Source organism: Labrys methylaminiphilus subsp. lupini, assembly GCF_051161885.1.
Lineage (GTDB): Bacteria > Pseudomonadota > Alphaproteobacteria > Rhizobiales > Labraceae > Labrys.
Genome location: NZ_JBMDIH010000001.1, coordinates 1,620,838 through 1,637,263, shown reverse-complemented (window position 1 = coordinate 1,637,263; position 16,426 = coordinate 1,620,838). Strand labels below are relative to the sequence as shown.

At 62.4% G+C, this 16,426-nt stretch carries 16 protein-coding genes; 9 read left to right on the top strand and 7 right to left on the bottom strand.

Features of this window, described 5'->3' with window-relative positions; all coding sequences use genetic code 11:
* Positions 1 to 47: 47 nt before the first annotated feature.
* Positions 48 to 485: a hypothetical protein gene (locus ACN6KF_RS07770; protein WP_434956293.1), complete on the bottom strand. Its 438-nt coding sequence runs from the start codon at positions 483 to 485 to the stop codon at positions 48 to 50.
* Between the two features lie 253 nt (positions 486 to 738).
* On the opposite strand from ACN6KF_RS07770, the gene plsY reads away from it, so the two are divergent.
* From plsY to ACN6KF_RS07750, 4 genes are all read left to right on the top strand, one after another.
* A complete protein-coding gene (gene plsY / locus ACN6KF_RS07765; protein ID WP_434956292.1) occupies positions 739 to 1,344 on the top strand; it encodes a glycerol-3-phosphate 1-O-acyltransferase PlsY in 606 nt (201 codons plus the stop codon).
* A complete protein-coding gene (gene dprA, locus ACN6KF_RS07760) occupies positions 1,341 to 2,498 on the top strand; it encodes a DNA-processing protein DprA (RefSeq protein ID WP_434956291.1) in 1,158 nt (385 codons plus the stop codon). The genes plsY and dprA overlap by 4 nt, the downstream gene beginning before the upstream one ends.
* A gap of 309 nt (positions 2,499 to 2,807) precedes the next feature.
* Positions 2,808 to 5,510 (top strand): type I DNA topoisomerase, encoded by a 2,703-nt coding sequence (gene topA / locus ACN6KF_RS07755; protein ID WP_434956290.1) that lies wholly within the window; start codon positions 2,808 to 2,810, stop codon positions 5,508 to 5,510.
* A 100-nt stretch (positions 5,511 to 5,610) separates the two neighbouring features.
* Positions 5,611 to 6,369 (top strand): DUF2259 domain-containing protein, encoded by a 759-nt coding sequence (locus ACN6KF_RS07750; RefSeq protein ID WP_434956289.1) that lies wholly within the window; start codon positions 5,611 to 5,613, stop codon positions 6,367 to 6,369.
* 12 nt (positions 6,370 to 6,381) lie between these two features.
* Here the strand turns inward: ACN6KF_RS07750 and ACN6KF_RS07745 are convergent, their stop codons facing one another.
* Complete coding sequence (locus ACN6KF_RS07745; protein ID WP_434956288.1) at positions 6,382 to 6,786, bottom strand: thiol-disulfide oxidoreductase DCC family protein; 405 nt, start codon at positions 6,784 to 6,786, stop codon at positions 6,382 to 6,384.
* Entirely contained in the window at positions 6,776 to 7,630 is an 855-nt protein-coding gene (locus tag ACN6KF_RS07740) for a 5'-nucleotidase, lipoprotein e(P4) family (protein WP_434956287.1), read from the bottom strand. Before ACN6KF_RS07740 ends, ACN6KF_RS07745 begins: the two co-directional genes overlap by 11 nt.
* 490 nt (positions 7,631 to 8,120) lie before the next feature.
* On the opposite strand from ACN6KF_RS07740, the gene rnr reads away from it, so the two are divergent.
* The 5 genes from rnr (at position 8,121) to ACN6KF_RS07715 (ending at position 12,616) form a co-directional block, all read left to right on the top strand.
* Entirely contained in the window at positions 8,121 to 10,454 is a 2,334-nt protein-coding gene (gene rnr, locus ACN6KF_RS07735; RefSeq protein WP_434956286.1) for a ribonuclease R, read from the top strand.
* Positions 10,451 to 10,876, top strand: coding sequence for a DUF983 domain-containing protein (locus ACN6KF_RS07730; RefSeq protein WP_434956285.1), 426 nt, complete (start codon positions 10,451 to 10,453; stop codon positions 10,874 to 10,876). The genes rnr and ACN6KF_RS07730 overlap by 4 nt, the downstream gene beginning before the upstream one ends.
* 3 nt (positions 10,877 to 10,879) lie before the next feature.
* On the top strand, positions 10,880 to 11,593 hold the full coding sequence (locus ACN6KF_RS07725; protein ID WP_434956284.1) for an NUDIX hydrolase: 714 nt from the start codon (positions 10,880 to 10,882) through the stop codon (positions 11,591 to 11,593).
* 171 nt (positions 11,594 to 11,764) lie between these two features.
* Positions 11,765 to 11,932: a 50S ribosomal protein L33 gene (rpmG, locus tag ACN6KF_RS07720; protein WP_068297055.1), complete on the top strand. Its 168-nt coding sequence runs from the start codon at positions 11,765 to 11,767 to the stop codon at positions 11,930 to 11,932.
* A 75-nt stretch (positions 11,933 to 12,007) separates the two neighbouring features.
* On the top strand, positions 12,008 to 12,616 hold the full coding sequence (locus ACN6KF_RS07715) for an MFS transporter (protein ID WP_434956283.1): 609 nt from the start codon (positions 12,008 to 12,010) through the stop codon (positions 12,614 to 12,616).
* A 38-nt stretch (positions 12,617 to 12,654) separates the two neighbouring features.
* Here ACN6KF_RS07715 and rpe read toward each other — a convergent pair whose 3' ends face one another.
* The 4 genes from rpe to ACN6KF_RS07695 form a co-directional block, all read right to left on the bottom strand.
* Complete coding sequence (gene rpe, locus ACN6KF_RS07710) at positions 12,655 to 13,338, bottom strand: ribulose-phosphate 3-epimerase (protein WP_434956282.1); 684 nt, start codon at positions 13,336 to 13,338, stop codon at positions 12,655 to 12,657.
* Between the two features lie 29 nt (positions 13,339 to 13,367).
* Positions 13,368 to 14,312 (bottom strand): CbbX protein, encoded by a 945-nt coding sequence (gene cbbX / locus ACN6KF_RS07705; protein WP_434956281.1) that lies wholly within the window; start codon positions 14,310 to 14,312, stop codon positions 13,368 to 13,370.
* A gap of 207 nt (positions 14,313 to 14,519) precedes the next feature.
* Complete coding sequence (locus ACN6KF_RS07700) at positions 14,520 to 14,939, bottom strand: ribulose bisphosphate carboxylase small subunit (RefSeq protein WP_434956280.1); 420 nt, start codon at positions 14,937 to 14,939, stop codon at positions 14,520 to 14,522.
* A gap of 13 nt (positions 14,940 to 14,952) precedes the next feature.
* A complete protein-coding gene (locus ACN6KF_RS07695) occupies positions 14,953 to 16,413 on the bottom strand; it encodes a form I ribulose bisphosphate carboxylase large subunit (RefSeq protein ID WP_434956279.1) in 1,461 nt (486 codons plus the stop codon).
* Positions 16,414 to 16,426 lie beyond the last annotated feature (13 nt).

Sequence of the window (16,426 nt, the reverse complement as noted above, 5' to 3'; positions counted from 1 at the left end):
CGCTCTCTCCCATCGTCAAAGCATTCCATTTCCAGGCGCGGATCGTTCTATTCGTCGAATGCCTTATCCAGGGCCTGTTTCTGTCCCGCGCTGGGGCCACCCAGATAGACCGGCTTGTCGCCGTCGCGGATCTCGGCCCAGGCCTGACGGCCATCGGCCGTGAACAGGAAGACGCTGCCATATTCGGCACAGGTCACGTTGGTCGGGCAGACCATGGCGACGCGGTAGGGCGAACCGTCGATGCTCACCTGCTTGGAGCCGAAAGTCATATAGTCGCCCTTGCGCCTGAGCACGTCGGACAAATAGTCGGGAACGGGCGACAATTCCTTCAACAGGGCACCGTAGGCTCCCTTGTAGGGCTGCGCCTTCACCAGCCGGTCCAGGGCAGGAAACTCCTTTTCGACCTGTTCGTTGTAGGTCGGCTGCTGCGCGAGGGCCGCGCCGGCCAGACCAAGAAACAAAGCCGAAGCCACGATGACACGCATCCAAATCTCCTTCAGTCGGCCGGCTCCCACAAATGCGGTGCGCCCATGCGTCCTACAGCATTGAACCAGCTCAGCACATCGGGAAAGCCTTAGCGCGCTCCCGGGTCATCGCAACCGGTCGACCCAACAAAGGTTGAGGAAAACTCCATCGTCGATGCTCCGCTCCGTCTCAAGGCAAAGATTTTCGTGGCCGGCCCTCGGCGAGTGACGATAGTGTGCGGCACGCACTTTTTCTTCCTAAAGCGAGCTGCCGATGTTTGCCGACCTGACCCTGACGACGACGCTGGCGGCGCTGCTGCTCGGCTACCTGCTCGGGTCGATTCCTTTCGGCCTGGTTCTCACTCGCCTGGCCGGACTGGGGGATATCCGCGCCATCGGCTCTGGCAATATCGGCACCACGAATGTCCTGCGCACCGGCCGCAAGGATCTGGCGGCTGCCACCCTGATCCTCGACGCCCTCAAGGGCACGGCCGCCGTGCTGCTCGCGCGCCACTTCTGGGGAGATGGGGCCGCAGTCTTCGCCGGACTCGCCGCTTTTGTCGGTCACCTCTTCCCGATCTGGCTGAAATTCAAGGGCGGCAAGGGCGTCGCCACCTATCTCGGCCTGCTGGCCGCCTTCGCCTGGCCTATCGCCATCTTTTTCGCGCTGGTCTGGGTCTCGGTTGCCTTCATTACCCGCTATTCGTCGGCCTCGGCCCTGACGGCCAGCCTGCTGAGCCCGATCGGGCTCCTGCTCATGGGCTATCAGCGTGAAGCCCTGCTCTTTGCCATCCTCACCGTGGTCCTGTGGGTGATGCATCGCACCAATATCGGCCGTCTCCTCAATGGTACGGAGAGCCGCATTGGAAAGAAGGCGTGACGTCGCCAGGTTCTGCCCTCTCGGATGAAGAAAAGCTGGATTGGCTGCGCCTGATCCGCTGCGACGGCATTGGCCCCATCAGCTTCAAGGGCTTGCTGGAAAGCCACGGTTCCGCCAGAGCCGTGATCGAGGCTCTGCCCGAGATCGCCAGGCGCAGCGGCCGTGCCCTCAAGCTGCCCTCCGAGGCCGGCCTTCGGCGAGAATTGCAGGCCATGGCCGCTCTTAGTGCCCGCTTCGTGGCCGTGGGCGAAGCCGACTACCCCCTCTCTCTGGCCGCCATTGAATCGGCCCCGCCTCTCCTCGCCGTCTGGGGATCGCTCGCTCCCTTGTCCCGGCCGATGGTCGCCATCGTGGGTGCCCGCAATGCCTCTGCGCTTGGGCGCCGATTCGCGGCTGTCATGGCGAGCGAACTCGCCAATGCCGGTTTCACCGTGGTCTCCGGCTTGGCGCGGGGTATCGATGAAGCCGCGCATAGCGCCACCGTGAGCAACGGCACCGTCGCCGTGGTCGGGGGTGGTCTCGGCCATATCTACCCGTCACAGCACGAACAACTCGCAAAGGATATCACTGCCACAGGCTGCGTCATTTCCGAGATGCCGTTCGAGTGGGTGGCAACGGCACGCGATTTCCCCAAACGCAACCGCATCGTGTCGGGCCTCTCGCTCGGTGTGGTCATCATCGAAGCCGCTGCACGCTCCGGCTCCCTCATCACAGCCCGCCTTGCTTTGGAGCAAGGCCGCGAACTGATGGCCGCACCCGGGTCGCCGCTCGATCCGCGCAATGACGGCAGCAACAAATTGCTGCGCGAGGGAGCTATCCTGGTCCGGCATGCCGGCGACGTGCTGGAAGCTCTGACGCCGTTGGTCGAGCGCCCCGCACCACCGCCACGGCCCGTTCAGCCCCGCTTCGAATTCGAGACCAGGGAGCCGGAAACCGCCCCCGCCCCTCCTTCCGCGTCGACGGGTGATCCCGACCAGGACCGCCTGATCGCCGTGCTCGGGCCTTCGCCCGTGGCGATGGACGAGTTGGTGCGCGCCTCCGGCCTCGATGCCCGGCGCGTACAGCTAGCCTTGCTCGAACTCGATCTCTCCGGGCGAATCGAGCGGCATGGCAACGGCATGGTCTCGCTGTTGTACGCCGGTCGGCCGAATTGACTTAAGGCTACCTTTTGCCCATCTTGCCGCCGCATTCGGCCCTATCGTAGGACCCGATTGCAACTCATGTCCTACGATAGGGCCTGGGGTCACGACATCGCCCGATCCGACAAATGCGCCAGTTTGCAATTTTCGGATTTGCCCTTATTTGGCAGCTAGTCGACTGCTCCGAGGCACAGGTTTGCGAGATGCAGGCCTGGGCTCGGGAAGCAGGTGGCAAGCTTGTTTTCATGCCCTACCCGGCCGATCTTCAATGAGTCGCGGCCATGGTGGGGACATTTCGTTTTCCGCGTATTGAACGGCCCGCCCATGCCTGTCGTCATCGTTGAGTCGCCTGCCAAAGCACAGACGATCAACAAATATCTCGGTTCCAACTACCAGGTGATCGCCTCCTATGGTCACGTGCGCGACCTGCCGGCCAAGGACGGTTCGGTGGAGCCCGACGCCGATTTCGCCATGGTGTGGGAGAATGACGCCAAGGCCAGCAAGCGCCTGTCGGATATCGCCAAGGCGGTGAAGGAGAGCGACAAGCTCATTCTTGCAACCGACCCTGATCGCGAGGGCGAGGCGATCTCCTGGCATGTCCTGGAGATCCTGCGCCAGAAGCGTGCCATCAAGGATATTCCGGTCGAACGCGTGACCTTCAACGCCATCACCAAGGACGCAGTCCTGAAGGCGATGAAGGCGCCGCGCGAAATCGACGAGGGCCTGGTCGACGCCTATCTGGCACGACGAGCGCTCGACTATCTCGTCGGCTTCCGCCTGTCGCCGGTACTTTGGCGCAAGCTGCCGGGCGCCCGCTCCGCCGGTCGTGTTCAATCGGTCGCCTTGCGTCTGGTCTGCGACCGGGAACTCGAGATCGAGCGCTTTGTCGCCCGCGAATATTGGTCTTTGATCGCGACCCTCGCCACACCACGCGGCGATCTGTTCGAAGCACGCCTCGTCGGCGCGGACGGCCAGAAGATCCAGCGCCTTGATGTCGGCACCGAAAAGGAGGCTCTCGCCTTCCGCGCGGCTCTCGACCAGGGCCGCTATGTCGTAGCCAGTGTCGAGGCCAAGCCTGCCCGGCGCAATCCCTTTCCGCCCTTCACCACCTCCACGCTGCAGCAGGAGGCCAGCCGCAAACTCGGCCTGTCGCCCAATCGCACCATGCAGATCGCCCAACGCCTCTATGAGGGCATCAACCTCAATGGCGAGCAGGTCGGCCTGATCACCTATATGCGTACCGACGGCGTCGATATGGCGCCGGAGGCCATCACCGCCGTGCGCAGCATGATCGGCAAGAGCTATGCGCCCGGCTACCTGCCGGAGACGCCGCGCCGTTATGTCACCAAGGCGAAGAACGCTCAGGAAGCCCATGAGGCGATCCGGCCGACCGATCCCTTCCGCACGCCCAAGGACGTCACCCGCTTCCTGGATAACGAACAGGCCCGGCTCTACGAACTGATCTGGAAGCGCACGGTTGCCAGCCAGATGGCTTCGGCGGAGCTCGAGCGCACCACGGTCGACATCCTGGTCGAGGCGGGCGGGCGCAAGCTCGACCTGCGAGCGACCGGCCAGGTCGTGAAGTTCGACGGCTTCCTGACGCTCTACAATGAAGACCGGGACGATGATGGGGACGACGAGGACGGCAAGCGCCTTCCCACCATGTCGGCCGGCGAAGCGCTCGACAAGAAATCGATCGCCGCTACCCAGCATTTCACCGAACCGCCGCCACGCTACAGCGAGGCCACGCTGATCAAGCGCATGGAGGAGCTCGGCATCGGCCGTCCTTCCACCTATGCGGCCACGCTCGCCACCCTGCGCGACCGCGAATATGTCTCGATCGACAAGAAGCGCCTGAAGGCCGAGGACAAGGGTCGTCTCGTCACCGCCTTCCTCGAGAGCTTCTTTGCCCGTTATGTCGAATATGACTTCACCGCGGCCCTGGAGGAGAAGCTCGACCGCATCTCCAACCACGAGCTCGACTGGAAGGAAGTCCTGCGCGATTTCTGGCGCGATTTCTCCGCCGCCATCGACGGCACCAAGGAATTGCGTACCACCCAGGTTCTCGACGCACTCAACGACCTGCTCGGACCGCATATCTTCCCCGACCGGGGCGATGGCTCCAGTCCGCGCCAGTGCACGGTGTGCGGCACCGGCACGCTCTCGCTCAAGCTCGGCAAATACGGATCGTTCATCGGCTGCTCCAACTATCCCGAATGCCGCTATACGCGCCAGTTATCGGCTGGCGCCGACCAGAATGGCGAGGCCGAGGGCGGTGGCGAAGCCGGCACCAGGAAGCTCGGCGCAGATCCCGAGAGCGGTCTCGACGTCACCCTTCGCGATGGGCGTTTCGGCCCCTATGTCCAGCTCGGCGAAGGCGACAAGCCCAAGCGTTCGAGCCTGCCTCGCGGCATGAGCGCAGCCAATGTCGACCTCGAACGAGCACTGGCATTGCTCTCTTTGCCAAAAGAGGTCGCAGTCCATCCCGAGAGCGGCAAACCGATCCTGGTGGGCATCGGCCGCTATGGTCCCTATGTCCAGCACGAGAAGACCTACGCCAATCTCGACAAGGATGATGACGTATTGGCAATCGGCGCCAACCGGGCCATTGCTCTGATCCTCACCAAGGAAAGCGGAGGTTCTGGCCGCCGTTTCGGCGCCGGTGCGCCGGCAGGCCGTCCCCTCGGCGACTATCCCGGCGGCGGCAGCGTCGAGGTCAAGCCGGGACGCTATGGCGCCTATGTCACCAATGGCAAGGTCAACGCCACCCTGCCCAAGGGCATGGAAGCGGATGCGGTGACGCTCGAACAGGCCATCGAACTCATTGCCGCCAAAGCCGGCAAGGCCCCGACGACCGGCAAAGCTCCGGCTGCCAAAAAGACACCGGCGAAGAAGGCTGCGGCCGCCAAGACGACGGCCGCCAAGACGACGGCTGCGAAGACGACGGCTGCGAAGAAGCCGGCTGCCAAGAAGAAGGCAACCAAGGCGATCGTCGATTCCGACGAGGTTCCCTTCGACACCGATTGATATTTGGACTTCCGGCCGGAGCCTCTGTTCCCGCCGGGACTTCCTTGTGATCATGAAGGCCTCTAGCCTGCCCCTTGCGTGTAGGCTGGAGGTGGGTGTCATGATTCGTCGCGTTGCGGGGCTGGTCGGCGGCGCTCTTCTCAACGCCCTCGCGCTCGCATCCGCCTTCGCCGGCGATGCCGCCGTGCCCGATATCATCGGCTTTTCCAAGGATGGACGTTATTTCGCCTTCGAGGAATATGGCACGCTCGATGCCTCCATCCATCCCTACAGCACCATCCACATCATCGATCTCGATACCGGCAAAGCTGTCGCAGGCTCGCCTCTTGCAGTGAGCCATGACAAGGAGGGGCCCGAGGAGGCCCCCCGCACCGAGGCGCGCAAAAAGGCCCAACCGCTGTTGGCCAAGCTCGGCATCGGCGAGAAGCCGACCAGGCAGGTCGTGCACGAGGGCGCACGGCTTTTCGATGCGCCGACACCCGATCAGGCCTATGCCACCATGGCCGCCGAAGTGACGAATCTCAGCATCGAGGATGCGGTTCCCGGTGGGGACGTCACGGTCGATGTCCTGCCGCGTACGATCACGGATACGACTTGCTCGGCGCAGGGGCGCGAAGAGCTCAAAAGCTTTTCGCTGGTGCGCACTCTGCCCGAAAACAATAGGGACAACGAAATCGTCTATATCGACGAAGCGTCCGGCTACGAGCGCGGTTGCTCGCAGTCCAACGGCCTGAATGCGCTCTTTGTCTTCAAGCCGGCCGATGCCAAGCCGAGACTGGTGGCGCTGGTGAGCTATTGGCCTCGCAGTTGGGAAGAGCCCGACCGGCGCTATCTCGCCATCCCCGTCCCTCTGCCGTGACGCAGCGAGCCGTTACCATCGCCCTCTTCGCTTGTTCCAAGCGAACAACAGGTCGGCGAAGCGATCATAGGCGAAGCGCGTCAGTACGATGACGCCGGGCGCTCCGAGCAATTTGGCGATCCAGGCTTGCCCCGGCGTGCGCCGCCAGATTTCCAGGACGACATCGGCTCCCACCAGCAGGCGGCCGTCCTCGTTGGTTGCATGCAGGCGGCGCCTGATGTCGTCAAGGCCCGCCCCGAAATGCGCCAGGGCATCAGGCTCCAGATTGATGTCCAGAAACTCGATACGGCCAGCCTTGACCGCTTGCAGGAGACGGCTGCGCTGATGGCGGATGCCGGCATCGCAGACCGGACATCTGGTATTGTACCAGATCGTCAGGGGACGAGCGCCGCTGGCTTTTGCAATCTCACTGACCATCCCAACTCTTCAGCGCCTCGATCTTGAGCTTGCGTTGCTCGTCGGCGGAAAGCTCGTAATTGCTCTTGTAGGGGGCAGATTCGAAAGAGCCATAGGTCGGGTTGGCAATGACGATCCAATCGTGCCCCCAACGGGCGGCACTGTCTGCGAAAACCTTCTCGCGCTCCTCCGGCGTTCCCTTGTAGGCATCGGTAAAATCCCCGAGATTGTCGCCGACCAGCAGCACGATGCGATAATCCTTGGCGATCACCGCCCGTCTGGTGCCCTTGGCCGACTTCCAGTCCGGCTGTTCCTTGGCACTGAGGAAGGTGTCGACATTGCCGCCATTCGGAAAGCCGAGCTTTGTCATCAACTGCACCGTCGGCTCTTCCTCCTCCTTGGTTCGGTTGGTGACATAGAAGACCTTCACGCCTTTCGAGGCGGCATACTGGGTGAATTCAACCGCCCCGGGAATGGGGGTATCAACCTGCGCCTTGACATATTTTGTCCAGGTCTCCGGCGTGAAGCGCGTTCCCGCCTTGACGTTCCAGGCCTGATAATTGGAGGTGTTTAGCAGCGTGTCGTCTACATCGAGGACGATGGCCGGCGGAAAACTCTTGAAGTCGCCGGTCTGCTCGGCGGGCGCCGCCGTCCAGGAGGTATCGGCCAAGGCCTGATCGAGCCTGATTCTGGCCAGTGCGAACGCCGCCATCGCATTGGCCTTGGCTTCGACGGCGGTCTGGTCCCAGAGCACGGCGTTGAGATTGTCATCAGGCTTGGCACCCTCGGCGAAGGCCGGTGAAACTGCGGCTGAAACCGCAACAAGCGTCGATGAGAGGCAAAGTCCGATCAATGCACCACGCATGCCCTACTCCCAGTTGGACCGACGATAAAACAGAAACGATATCATCGGACCTCGACGGGTCAACGCGGCATATTCCCTGCGACCCTTAGAGAGAATGCTGCAGTGCAGCATTTTTGTTGACAAGCCAGGCATGTGGCCCTATATGCGCAGTGTCCGGTTCAATCGAACCGTTCCCTCTATCCGTTCGTGCCAGCGGATCTTTTAGGAATTTTGGACAGTCTGTCCCGGCACTCGATGTTCCTTGCCGCCTTGCGTATTGCCTCACATGGCTCTGCCGCGCTGTGGGATCCTCTCCGGATCGCCGCGCAGATCGCATCGGCAGCTTCTCTTCGACAGACAAACCGTCGATCGGGCAGGACGCCGACGAAATACGTCGTGTCCACGATTGGCTTCGACAAATACTATGTGCGTTGGTCTATGATGACGCCGGATCCACTGCCCGCTTCCTTTGGGCATATCGGGCCGCCAACGCCAATTCGGAATAATTTCTGTGGTTCGTAAAAACAAACAAGCCGAGGCATTGGAACCCACCCTGCCCAGCCGCGAAGACATTCTCGCTTTCATCGCCCGTTCGCATGGCAGGGCCGGCAAACGCGAGATCGCCCGCGAATTCGGCTTGGGCGGCGCCGACAAGATCGCCCTCAAACATCTGCTCAACGAATTTGCCGATGGCGGCGTCGTGCAGCGCAACCGCAAGGGCTTCAATGCCCCCGGCGCCCTGCCCTCCTCCCTCGTTGCCGACATTACCGGCCGTGATCGTGACGGCGAGCTCGTCGCCACCCCTGCGGACTGGAACGAGGATAATGGCAAGCCGCCGCGCATCGTGGTGACCATTCCCAAACGCTTCGGCGGAGCCGCGCCAGGCGTGGGTTCGCGGGTGCTGCTGCGCATGACCGATGGTAGCTCGGATCACCAGCCGACCGGACGGGTGATCAAGGTGCTGGAGCGCTTGCGCCAACGCATTCTCGGCGTCTTCCGTCGCCTTCCCAACGGCGACGGCCAGATCGTACCGATCGAAAAACGCAATGCCGGACGCGAGATGATCGTTCGCCCGGACGATGCGGTGAAGGCCGAAGACGGCGATCTCGTCGCCATCGAGCCTCTGCGCGGCGCCCGCCATGGCCCGCCCGTGGCACGCATCGTCGAGCGGGTCGGCAAGGTCGGCAGCGAGAAGGCGATCAGCCTGATCGCCATCCATGCCCATGACATTCCCTACGTCTTTCGCAAAGACACGCTGGAAGAGGCCGAGGCCGCCAAGCCGGTGACCAAATCTGGTGGCAAGGATTGGTCCGGCCGTGAGGACTGGCGGCGCCTGCCGCTGATCACCATCGATCCGGCCGATGCCAAGGATCACGACGACGCGGTTCATGCCGAGCCCGATCCCGATCCGGCCAATCCGGGCGGGCATATCCTCACCGTGGCAATCGCCGACGTCGCCGCCTATGTGAAGCCGGATTCGCCCCTCGACCGCGAGGCCCTGATCCGCGGCAATTCGGTGTATTTTCCCGACCGTGTCGTTCCGATGCTGCCGGAGCGCATCTCCAACGATTTGTGCTCCCTGCGCGCCGACGAAAACAGGCCGGCGCTGGCCGTGCGCATGATCATCGCGGCGGACGGACGCAAGCTTCGCCACAGCTTCCATCGCGTGATGATGCGCTCGGCCGCCAAGCTCTCCTACCAGCAGGCCCAGCGCGCCATCAACGGTGATACCGACGAGGTAACCGGCGCACTGCTGGCGTCCGTCCTCCAGCCTCTGTGGGCTGCCTATGCCTGCCTGAAGACGGAGCGCGGCGATCGCGGGCCGCTCGACCTCGATCTGCCTGAACGCAAGATCCTGCTGAAACCCAACGGCATGGTCGACCGGGTCGTCGTTCCCGAACGCCTCGACGCCCACCGTCTGATCGAGGAATTCATGATCCTCGCCAATGTCGCGGCAGCCGAGACGCTGGAAGCCAAGAAGACGCCATTGGTCTATCGCGTGCATGACGAGCCTTCGATGGAGAAGATCATCGCGCTGCGCGAATTCCTCCACACGCTCGACATTCCGCTCTCCAAGCAGGGGGCGCTCCGGCCGAGCCAGTTCAACACCATCCTTGCGAGGGTCGCCGGCACCGACAATGCCCATCTCGTCAACGACGTGGTGCTGCGCTCGCAGAGCCAGGCCGAATATTCGGCCGACAATATCGGACATTTCGGTCTCAATCTGCGCCGCTACGCGCATTTCACCTCGCCCATCCGCCGCTATTCGGACCTGATCGTGCATCGCGCTTTGATCCGCGCCCTGCATCTGGGCGATGACGGCCTGCCGGCGGAGATGACGCCCGCAATGCTCAACGAGATCGCCGGCCGGATCTCGGCCTGCGAGCGGCGTGCCATGACGGCAGAACGCGAGACGATCGACCGCCTGATCGCCCATTTTCTCGCGGACCATGTCGGCGAGATCTTCCAGGGCCGTGTGTCCGGGGTGATCAAATCAGGCCTGTTCGTCAAACTCCTCGATACCGGCGCCGACGGCTTCGTGCCCGCCGCGACGATCGGTCACGACTATTACCGCTTCGAGGAGAGCGCCCATCAGCTTATCGGTGCAGCAACAGGTGAATCCTTCCAGCTCGGCGATACGGTGTCGGTGAAGCTGGTGGAGGCGGCGCCATTCGCCGGTGCGCTGCGCTTCGAAATCGTCTCGGACGGTCAACGGCGCAGAACCCCGGGTCGCAAGCTCGGCGTGGTCAAGCGACCGCATATCACCGATCGCAAGGGCAATGCGGCCAAGCGCAAGGCGAAGGCGCAGAAAGGCAAGCACGCCGGGAAGGGAAGTCGGCGATGAACGAATATCGGCCCGAGCAACGCGACCGACCTGAGCAGCGCGACGTGGCGCTCGCCATGCGCCGGGGCGCCTTCGGGCGCTGCCCCAATTGCGGCAAAGGCAAGATCTTCACCTCCTATCTCAAGGTCGCACCGCGCTGCAGTGCCTGCGGCGAGGATCTGTCGCATCACCGCGCCGACGATGCGCCCCCCTATTTCACCATGATGATCGTCGGGCATGTCGTGGTTGCCGGCATCCTCGCCTGCGTGATCGAGACGGAGATGCCGCTCTGGTTGCTGGGCGTGATCTTCGGCACGCTCACCATCGTGCTGTCGCTGGTCCTGCTTCCGATGATCAAGGGCGCTATCATAGGGCTGCAATGGGCCAACCGCATGCATGGCTTCTCCGGCAAAGCCGACCCCGACACGCTTTCCCCTTACTGAGTCATGACAGATATCCCCTCCTCGCCATCGAAGCCCCGTCCCATCAGGCCCCGCGATGCCGCTTCGCTGATCCTGCTCGACCGCACCGGCAACACGCCCCGCATCCTGATGGGAAGGCGGCATTCGGGCCATGCCTTCATGCCCAGCGTGATGGTGTTTCCCGGCGGCCGCGTCGAGCCTGCCGATCGCAGCATGAGTGCCTATGGCACGCTGTCGGTCCACGCCGAACGGGGGCTGCTCACGCGCGTTGTCAGGCCCTCGCCGGCCAAGGCCAGGGCACTGGCCCTATGCGCGATCCGGGAGACCTTCGAGGAAACCGGCATCCTGCTCGGCGAAACAGGGCTCGGCACCCCGCCCGTCAGCAGCGAACACTGGCGGGCCTTCGCCGACCACGAAGTGTTCCCCTCGCCCGAAAGCCTGCATTTCGTCGCCCGTGCCATCACGCCACCTGCCATGAAGCGCAGATTCGACACGCGCTTCTTCGTGGCTGACGCGTGTTCCATCGCGCACCAGACCGACGGTGTCGTCGGTCCCGACTCGGAGTTGGTCGAAACGAAATGGCTCACCTTCGACGAGGCCCGGTCAGAAGATCTGGTCTGGATCACCCGCACGATCCTCGATGAGGTGGCCAGGAGGCTCGAAATCGGCTTGGAGAAGGACGTTCCCGTGCCTTTCTATCGCGAGCAGCGTGGCGTACGGAGCCGGGAAGAGATCTAGATCAGCCGCGGATGGCCCGCATGGCCGCACAATTCCAAGCAGCATGCGCTTCTTTTGGTTGACTTCAGCGCTTCCATGAGTAGTGTGCGCCAAGATTCAAAAGGGCCGCGCCATTGCGCGGCTTTGCTGCCTTAGCCGATACGGTCCGGTAGCAATATTCGGAGCATCACCATGGCCAAGGCTGCAACCATCAAGATCAAGCTGCTTTCGACGGCAGACACGGGCTACTTCTATGTCACCAAGAAGAACACCCGCACCAAGACCGAAAAGCTCGCAATGAAGAAGTACGATCCCGTCGCGCGCAAGCACGTCGAGTTCAAGGAAACCAAGATCAAGTAAGATCGGTTTCCGGATCGGAATCAAGGGCGCCTTCGGGGCGCCCTTTGTTTTGGTGATGCCCGCGGGAGGCTATCGGTGTCGACCCCCAATGAGACACGCAATACCTCGCGCGGTTTGCAGTTCTTCATTCTCGCCTGCACCCTTCTGGTCATCGGCTTCGGTTCGGGAGCCGCCTCGATCAGCCTCTCGACCATTTTTCAAGAGTTCGCGCTGTCCTACGCGATCATAGGCGCCGTCACTTCCGGGGTTTTCCTTTTTCTCATCCTATTCCTCGCACTAGGCGGACGCCTGCGCGCGCTGGTCGGCGACAAGCCCCTGCTGATGGCCTCGACGTCCACATTCGTCGTCGGCGAAGCTCTGGCAGGACTTGCCCCCGATTTTTCCGTCTGGGCAATCGCGCGCCTGCTCCAGGGTTCAGCAACCGGTTGCCTCCTTTCCGTCAGCCTTGCTTTCGTGGCCGACAGTGCACGTCGCCAGTGGCGAGGCGACGTCATAAGCGTGCTGCTTGCCCTTTATTTCCTCGGCACGGCATTCGGCCCCGGCGTAGCAGGCTACATCACCGCGTTTTATGGCTGGCGCGACATCGCCTACGTCTCGGCGGCACTGGGCGTGATCATGCTCATCCTGCAGGCCGCATTCGTCACGGCACCCACGAGAACGGAAATCGAGACCATTTTCGACTGAGCGGGCAGTCCGGGACGACCATCACGGTGGCCTTGCCTCTATGCCACCTTCCGAACGTGGTCCTCTGCTGCCTCGCGGATAGCGGCTATGTTACCGGCATAATTCGCCGCCCCGCCCTGAAACACGGCCGATCCCGCCACGATCGTGTCTGCTCCGGCCGCGGCCACCAGCGCTGCCGTCTCGCTGTTGACGCCGCCATCGACCTCGAGGCGGATCGGCCTTGTCCCGATCATTGCCCGGACGCGCCGAATCTTGTCGAGTTGCGAGGTGATGAAGGCCTGCCCTCCGAATCCCGGATTGACTGTCATCACCAGGATGAGATCGAGACGATCGAGCACATATTCCAACACGCTTTCCGGCGTACCCGGACAGATCGTCGCCCCGGCCTTGCAGCCGAGAGCGCGGATCGCCTGCAGCGAGCGATCGAGATGCGGACCGGATTCGGCATGCACGGTGATGATGTCGGCACCGGCTTTGGCAAAAGCCTCCAGATAGGGATCGGCCGGCGTGATCATCAGATGCACGTCGAAGGGCTTTTTTGTGTAGGATCTGACAGCTTTGATGACATCGGGTCCGAAGGTGATGTTGGGCACGAAATGCCCATCCATCACGTCGCAATGGATCCAGTCCGCCCCGCTCTCGTCGATAGCTCTGATTTCCTCGCCCAGCCGCGCGAAATCAGCCGACAGGATGGACGGCGCGATCACGATCGGTTCAGCCATGATAGTCTTCCTCTCATCTCCGGTATTCGTCAGGCATCGTCGCCATCGGGTTTCGCGTCCCTGGCGAAAACGCGACTCGCCAGAACATCTCCCGCCTCGATGGTCATGATGTCGTCCGTGGTCAGCTTGCGGTCGAGATCTTCGACCAACCGACTGGCCTGGCGCAGGCGGATACGGTCGAGCGCATTGCGGATGGAACGGGCATTGGAGAACAAGGGCTGGGTCTTGCGCAGCTCGATATAGCGGATGAAGGCAGCCCGTGCCTCGGCATCGAAGCGATAATTGCGTTCCTGCAGCATCAGCTCGGCAATGGACAGCAGTTCAGGCTCTTCATAGTCAGGAAAATCGATGTGGTGGGCGACCCGCGAGCGGAAGCCGGGATTGCTGGCGAAGAACTTCTGCATGCGATCCTCATAGCCGGCGAGGATCACGACGAGATCGTCGCGCTGCGTCTCCATCACCTGCAGCAGGATCTCGATGGATTCCTGGCCATAATCGCGCTCGTTCTCGGGGCGGTAGAGATAATAGGCCTCGTCGATGAACAACACGCCGCCCATCGCCTTCTTGAGGATCTCCTTGGTCTTCGGCGCGGTGTGGCCGATATACTGGCCGACGAGATCGTCCCGGGTCACCGACACCAGATGTCCACGCCTGACGAAGCCGAGGCGATGCAGGATGTCGGCCATGCGCAAGGCCACCGTGGTCTTGCCGGTACCGGGATTGCCGGTGAAGGACATGTGCAGGGTCGGCGGATCATTGGCCAGGCCGATTCTTTGCCGGATGCGCTCGATCAGTAGCAGCGAGGCGATTTCACGGATGCGCGTCTTCACCGGCTTGAGGCCGACCAGGTCGCGGTCGAGCTGGGCGAAGACGTCGGCAATGCCGACCGCCTCGAATTCCTGCCTGAGGTCGATGGTCTCGGCTGCAGTCGTGCCGGCCTCCCCGGGCTCTTTCACGGTGTTTGCATCGAGCATGGTGATCCTCGCGAAAGGCTCCGCCGCCCAATAGGCGACGGAGCAAGTTGTCCGGCGGGTCGTCAGAGACGGGAGGCACTGCCGTCACCAGCCGGACCAAAGCGTGTTGCGATTGGGCGAAATCACGCAGAATCGCAAAGACGCGTCGAAACCAGAAGCTTGAGCAAACAAGCGTTCAGTCATGAACGCGTTTTGCTCAAGGACACATCAACCGTAGCGCTGGCCTTCCGGCCGGTCGGCGGCATAGCTTTTGGTGGTGTAGCGGATATTGCGGCCGACGCTTTCCTGCCGGTCGAGGCGGAAGCCGGGCTCCTCCGTCGGCCGATTGACGATGAAGGAGATGCGCACCGACTCCCAGCCATGGCTGGAGTCAAAGCCGCAGATGCGGATATAGCGGTCGCCATAGACGCGCCGGCATTCGGCGAGTTCCATCATCACGCCTGCCGCATCCCGCAGGTCGAACATCGGCAAACCCCACATCTCCCAATAGGTGTTGCGGGGGTGAGGATCGTCGGTGAACTCGATGTTCACCGCCCAGCCCTGTTCCAGGCAATACTGCACCTGGCGGCCGATCTGCTCGTCGGTGAGATCGGGCAGGAAGGAAAAACACCCTTGTGTGATACGCATCGTCTTTCTCCTTTCAGGCGGTGACGGCGACGGTGGGCACGAAATCCGGCGTGTCGGTGGATTCGTAGTTGAAGGTCACGTCCTTCCACACTTCGAGCGCCTGCTTGAGCGGCGTACAGCTATTGGCCGCCTTGGCCAGGATTTCCGGCCCTTCATGCAGGTAGTCGCGTCCCTCGTTGCGGGCGAGGATCATCGCTTCCAGAGCCACGCGGTTGGCGGTGGCGCCGGCCTGGATGCCCTGCGGATGGCCGATGGTGCCGCCGCCGAACTGCAGCACCACATCCTCACCGAGAAGATGCAGAAGCTGGTGCATCTGGCCGGCATGGATGCCGCCGGAGGCCACCGGCATCAGCTTGTTGAGGCTGGCCCAGTGCTGGTCGAAGAAGACGCCGTGTTCGAGGTTGGCCGGATTGAAGTCCTCGCGGCAGATGTCGTAATAACCGCGCGTGGTGTTGGGATCGCCTTCCAGCTTGCCGACCACGGTACCGGCATGGATATGATCGACACCGGCCAGCCGCATCCATTTGGCAATGACGCGGAACGACACGCCATGGCTCTTCTGGCGCGTATAGGTGCTGTGGCCGGCCCGGTGCAGATGCAGGATCATGTCGTTGCGACGGGCCCAGGCCGCCATCGACTGGATCGCGGTATAACCGATCACCAGGTCGATCATCACGATGTTGGAGCCGATCTCCCGAGCAAAATCGGCGCGCTCATACATCTGCTCCATCGTACCGGCAGTAACGTTGAGATAGGTTCCCTTGATCTCGCCGGATGTCGCCTGCGCCTTGTTCACTGCCTCCATGCAATAGAGGAAGCGCTCCCGCCAATGCATGAAAGGCTGCGAATTGATGTTCTCGTCATCCTTGGTGAAATCGAGTCCCCCCTTCAGCGCCTCGTAGACCACGCGTCCGTAGTTGCGGCCCGACAGGCCAAGCTTGGGCTTGACGGTGGCTCCCAGCAGAGGTCGGCCGAACTTGTCGAGCCGCTCGCGCTCGACCACGATGCCGGTCGCCGGCCCCTGGAAGGTCTTCACATAGGCCACGGGAAAGCGCATGTCCTCCAGGCGCAGCGCCTTCAAGGGCTTGAAGCCGAAGACATTGCCGATGATCGAGGCCGAGAGGTTGGCGATCGAGCCGGGCTCGAACAAATCGAGATCATAGGCGATATAGGCAAAGTACTGGCCGGATGCGTTGGGCACCGGATCGACCCGGTAGCATTTGGCCCGGTATTTTTCCGCCGCTGTCAGCCTGTCCGTCCACACCACCGTCCAGGTCGCGGTGGAAGATTCGCCGGCCACGGCCGCCGACGCCTCGATCGGATCGACGCCCTCCTGCGGCGTTACCCGGAACAGCGCGATGACATCGGTGTCCTTGGGTTCATAGTCGGGCTCCCAATAGCCCATCTTCTTGTATTCCATCACGCCGGACCGGTAGCGATCCTTGCCGCGGACGGTTTGTGTATTCACGTTCATCTCGTCCTCCTTG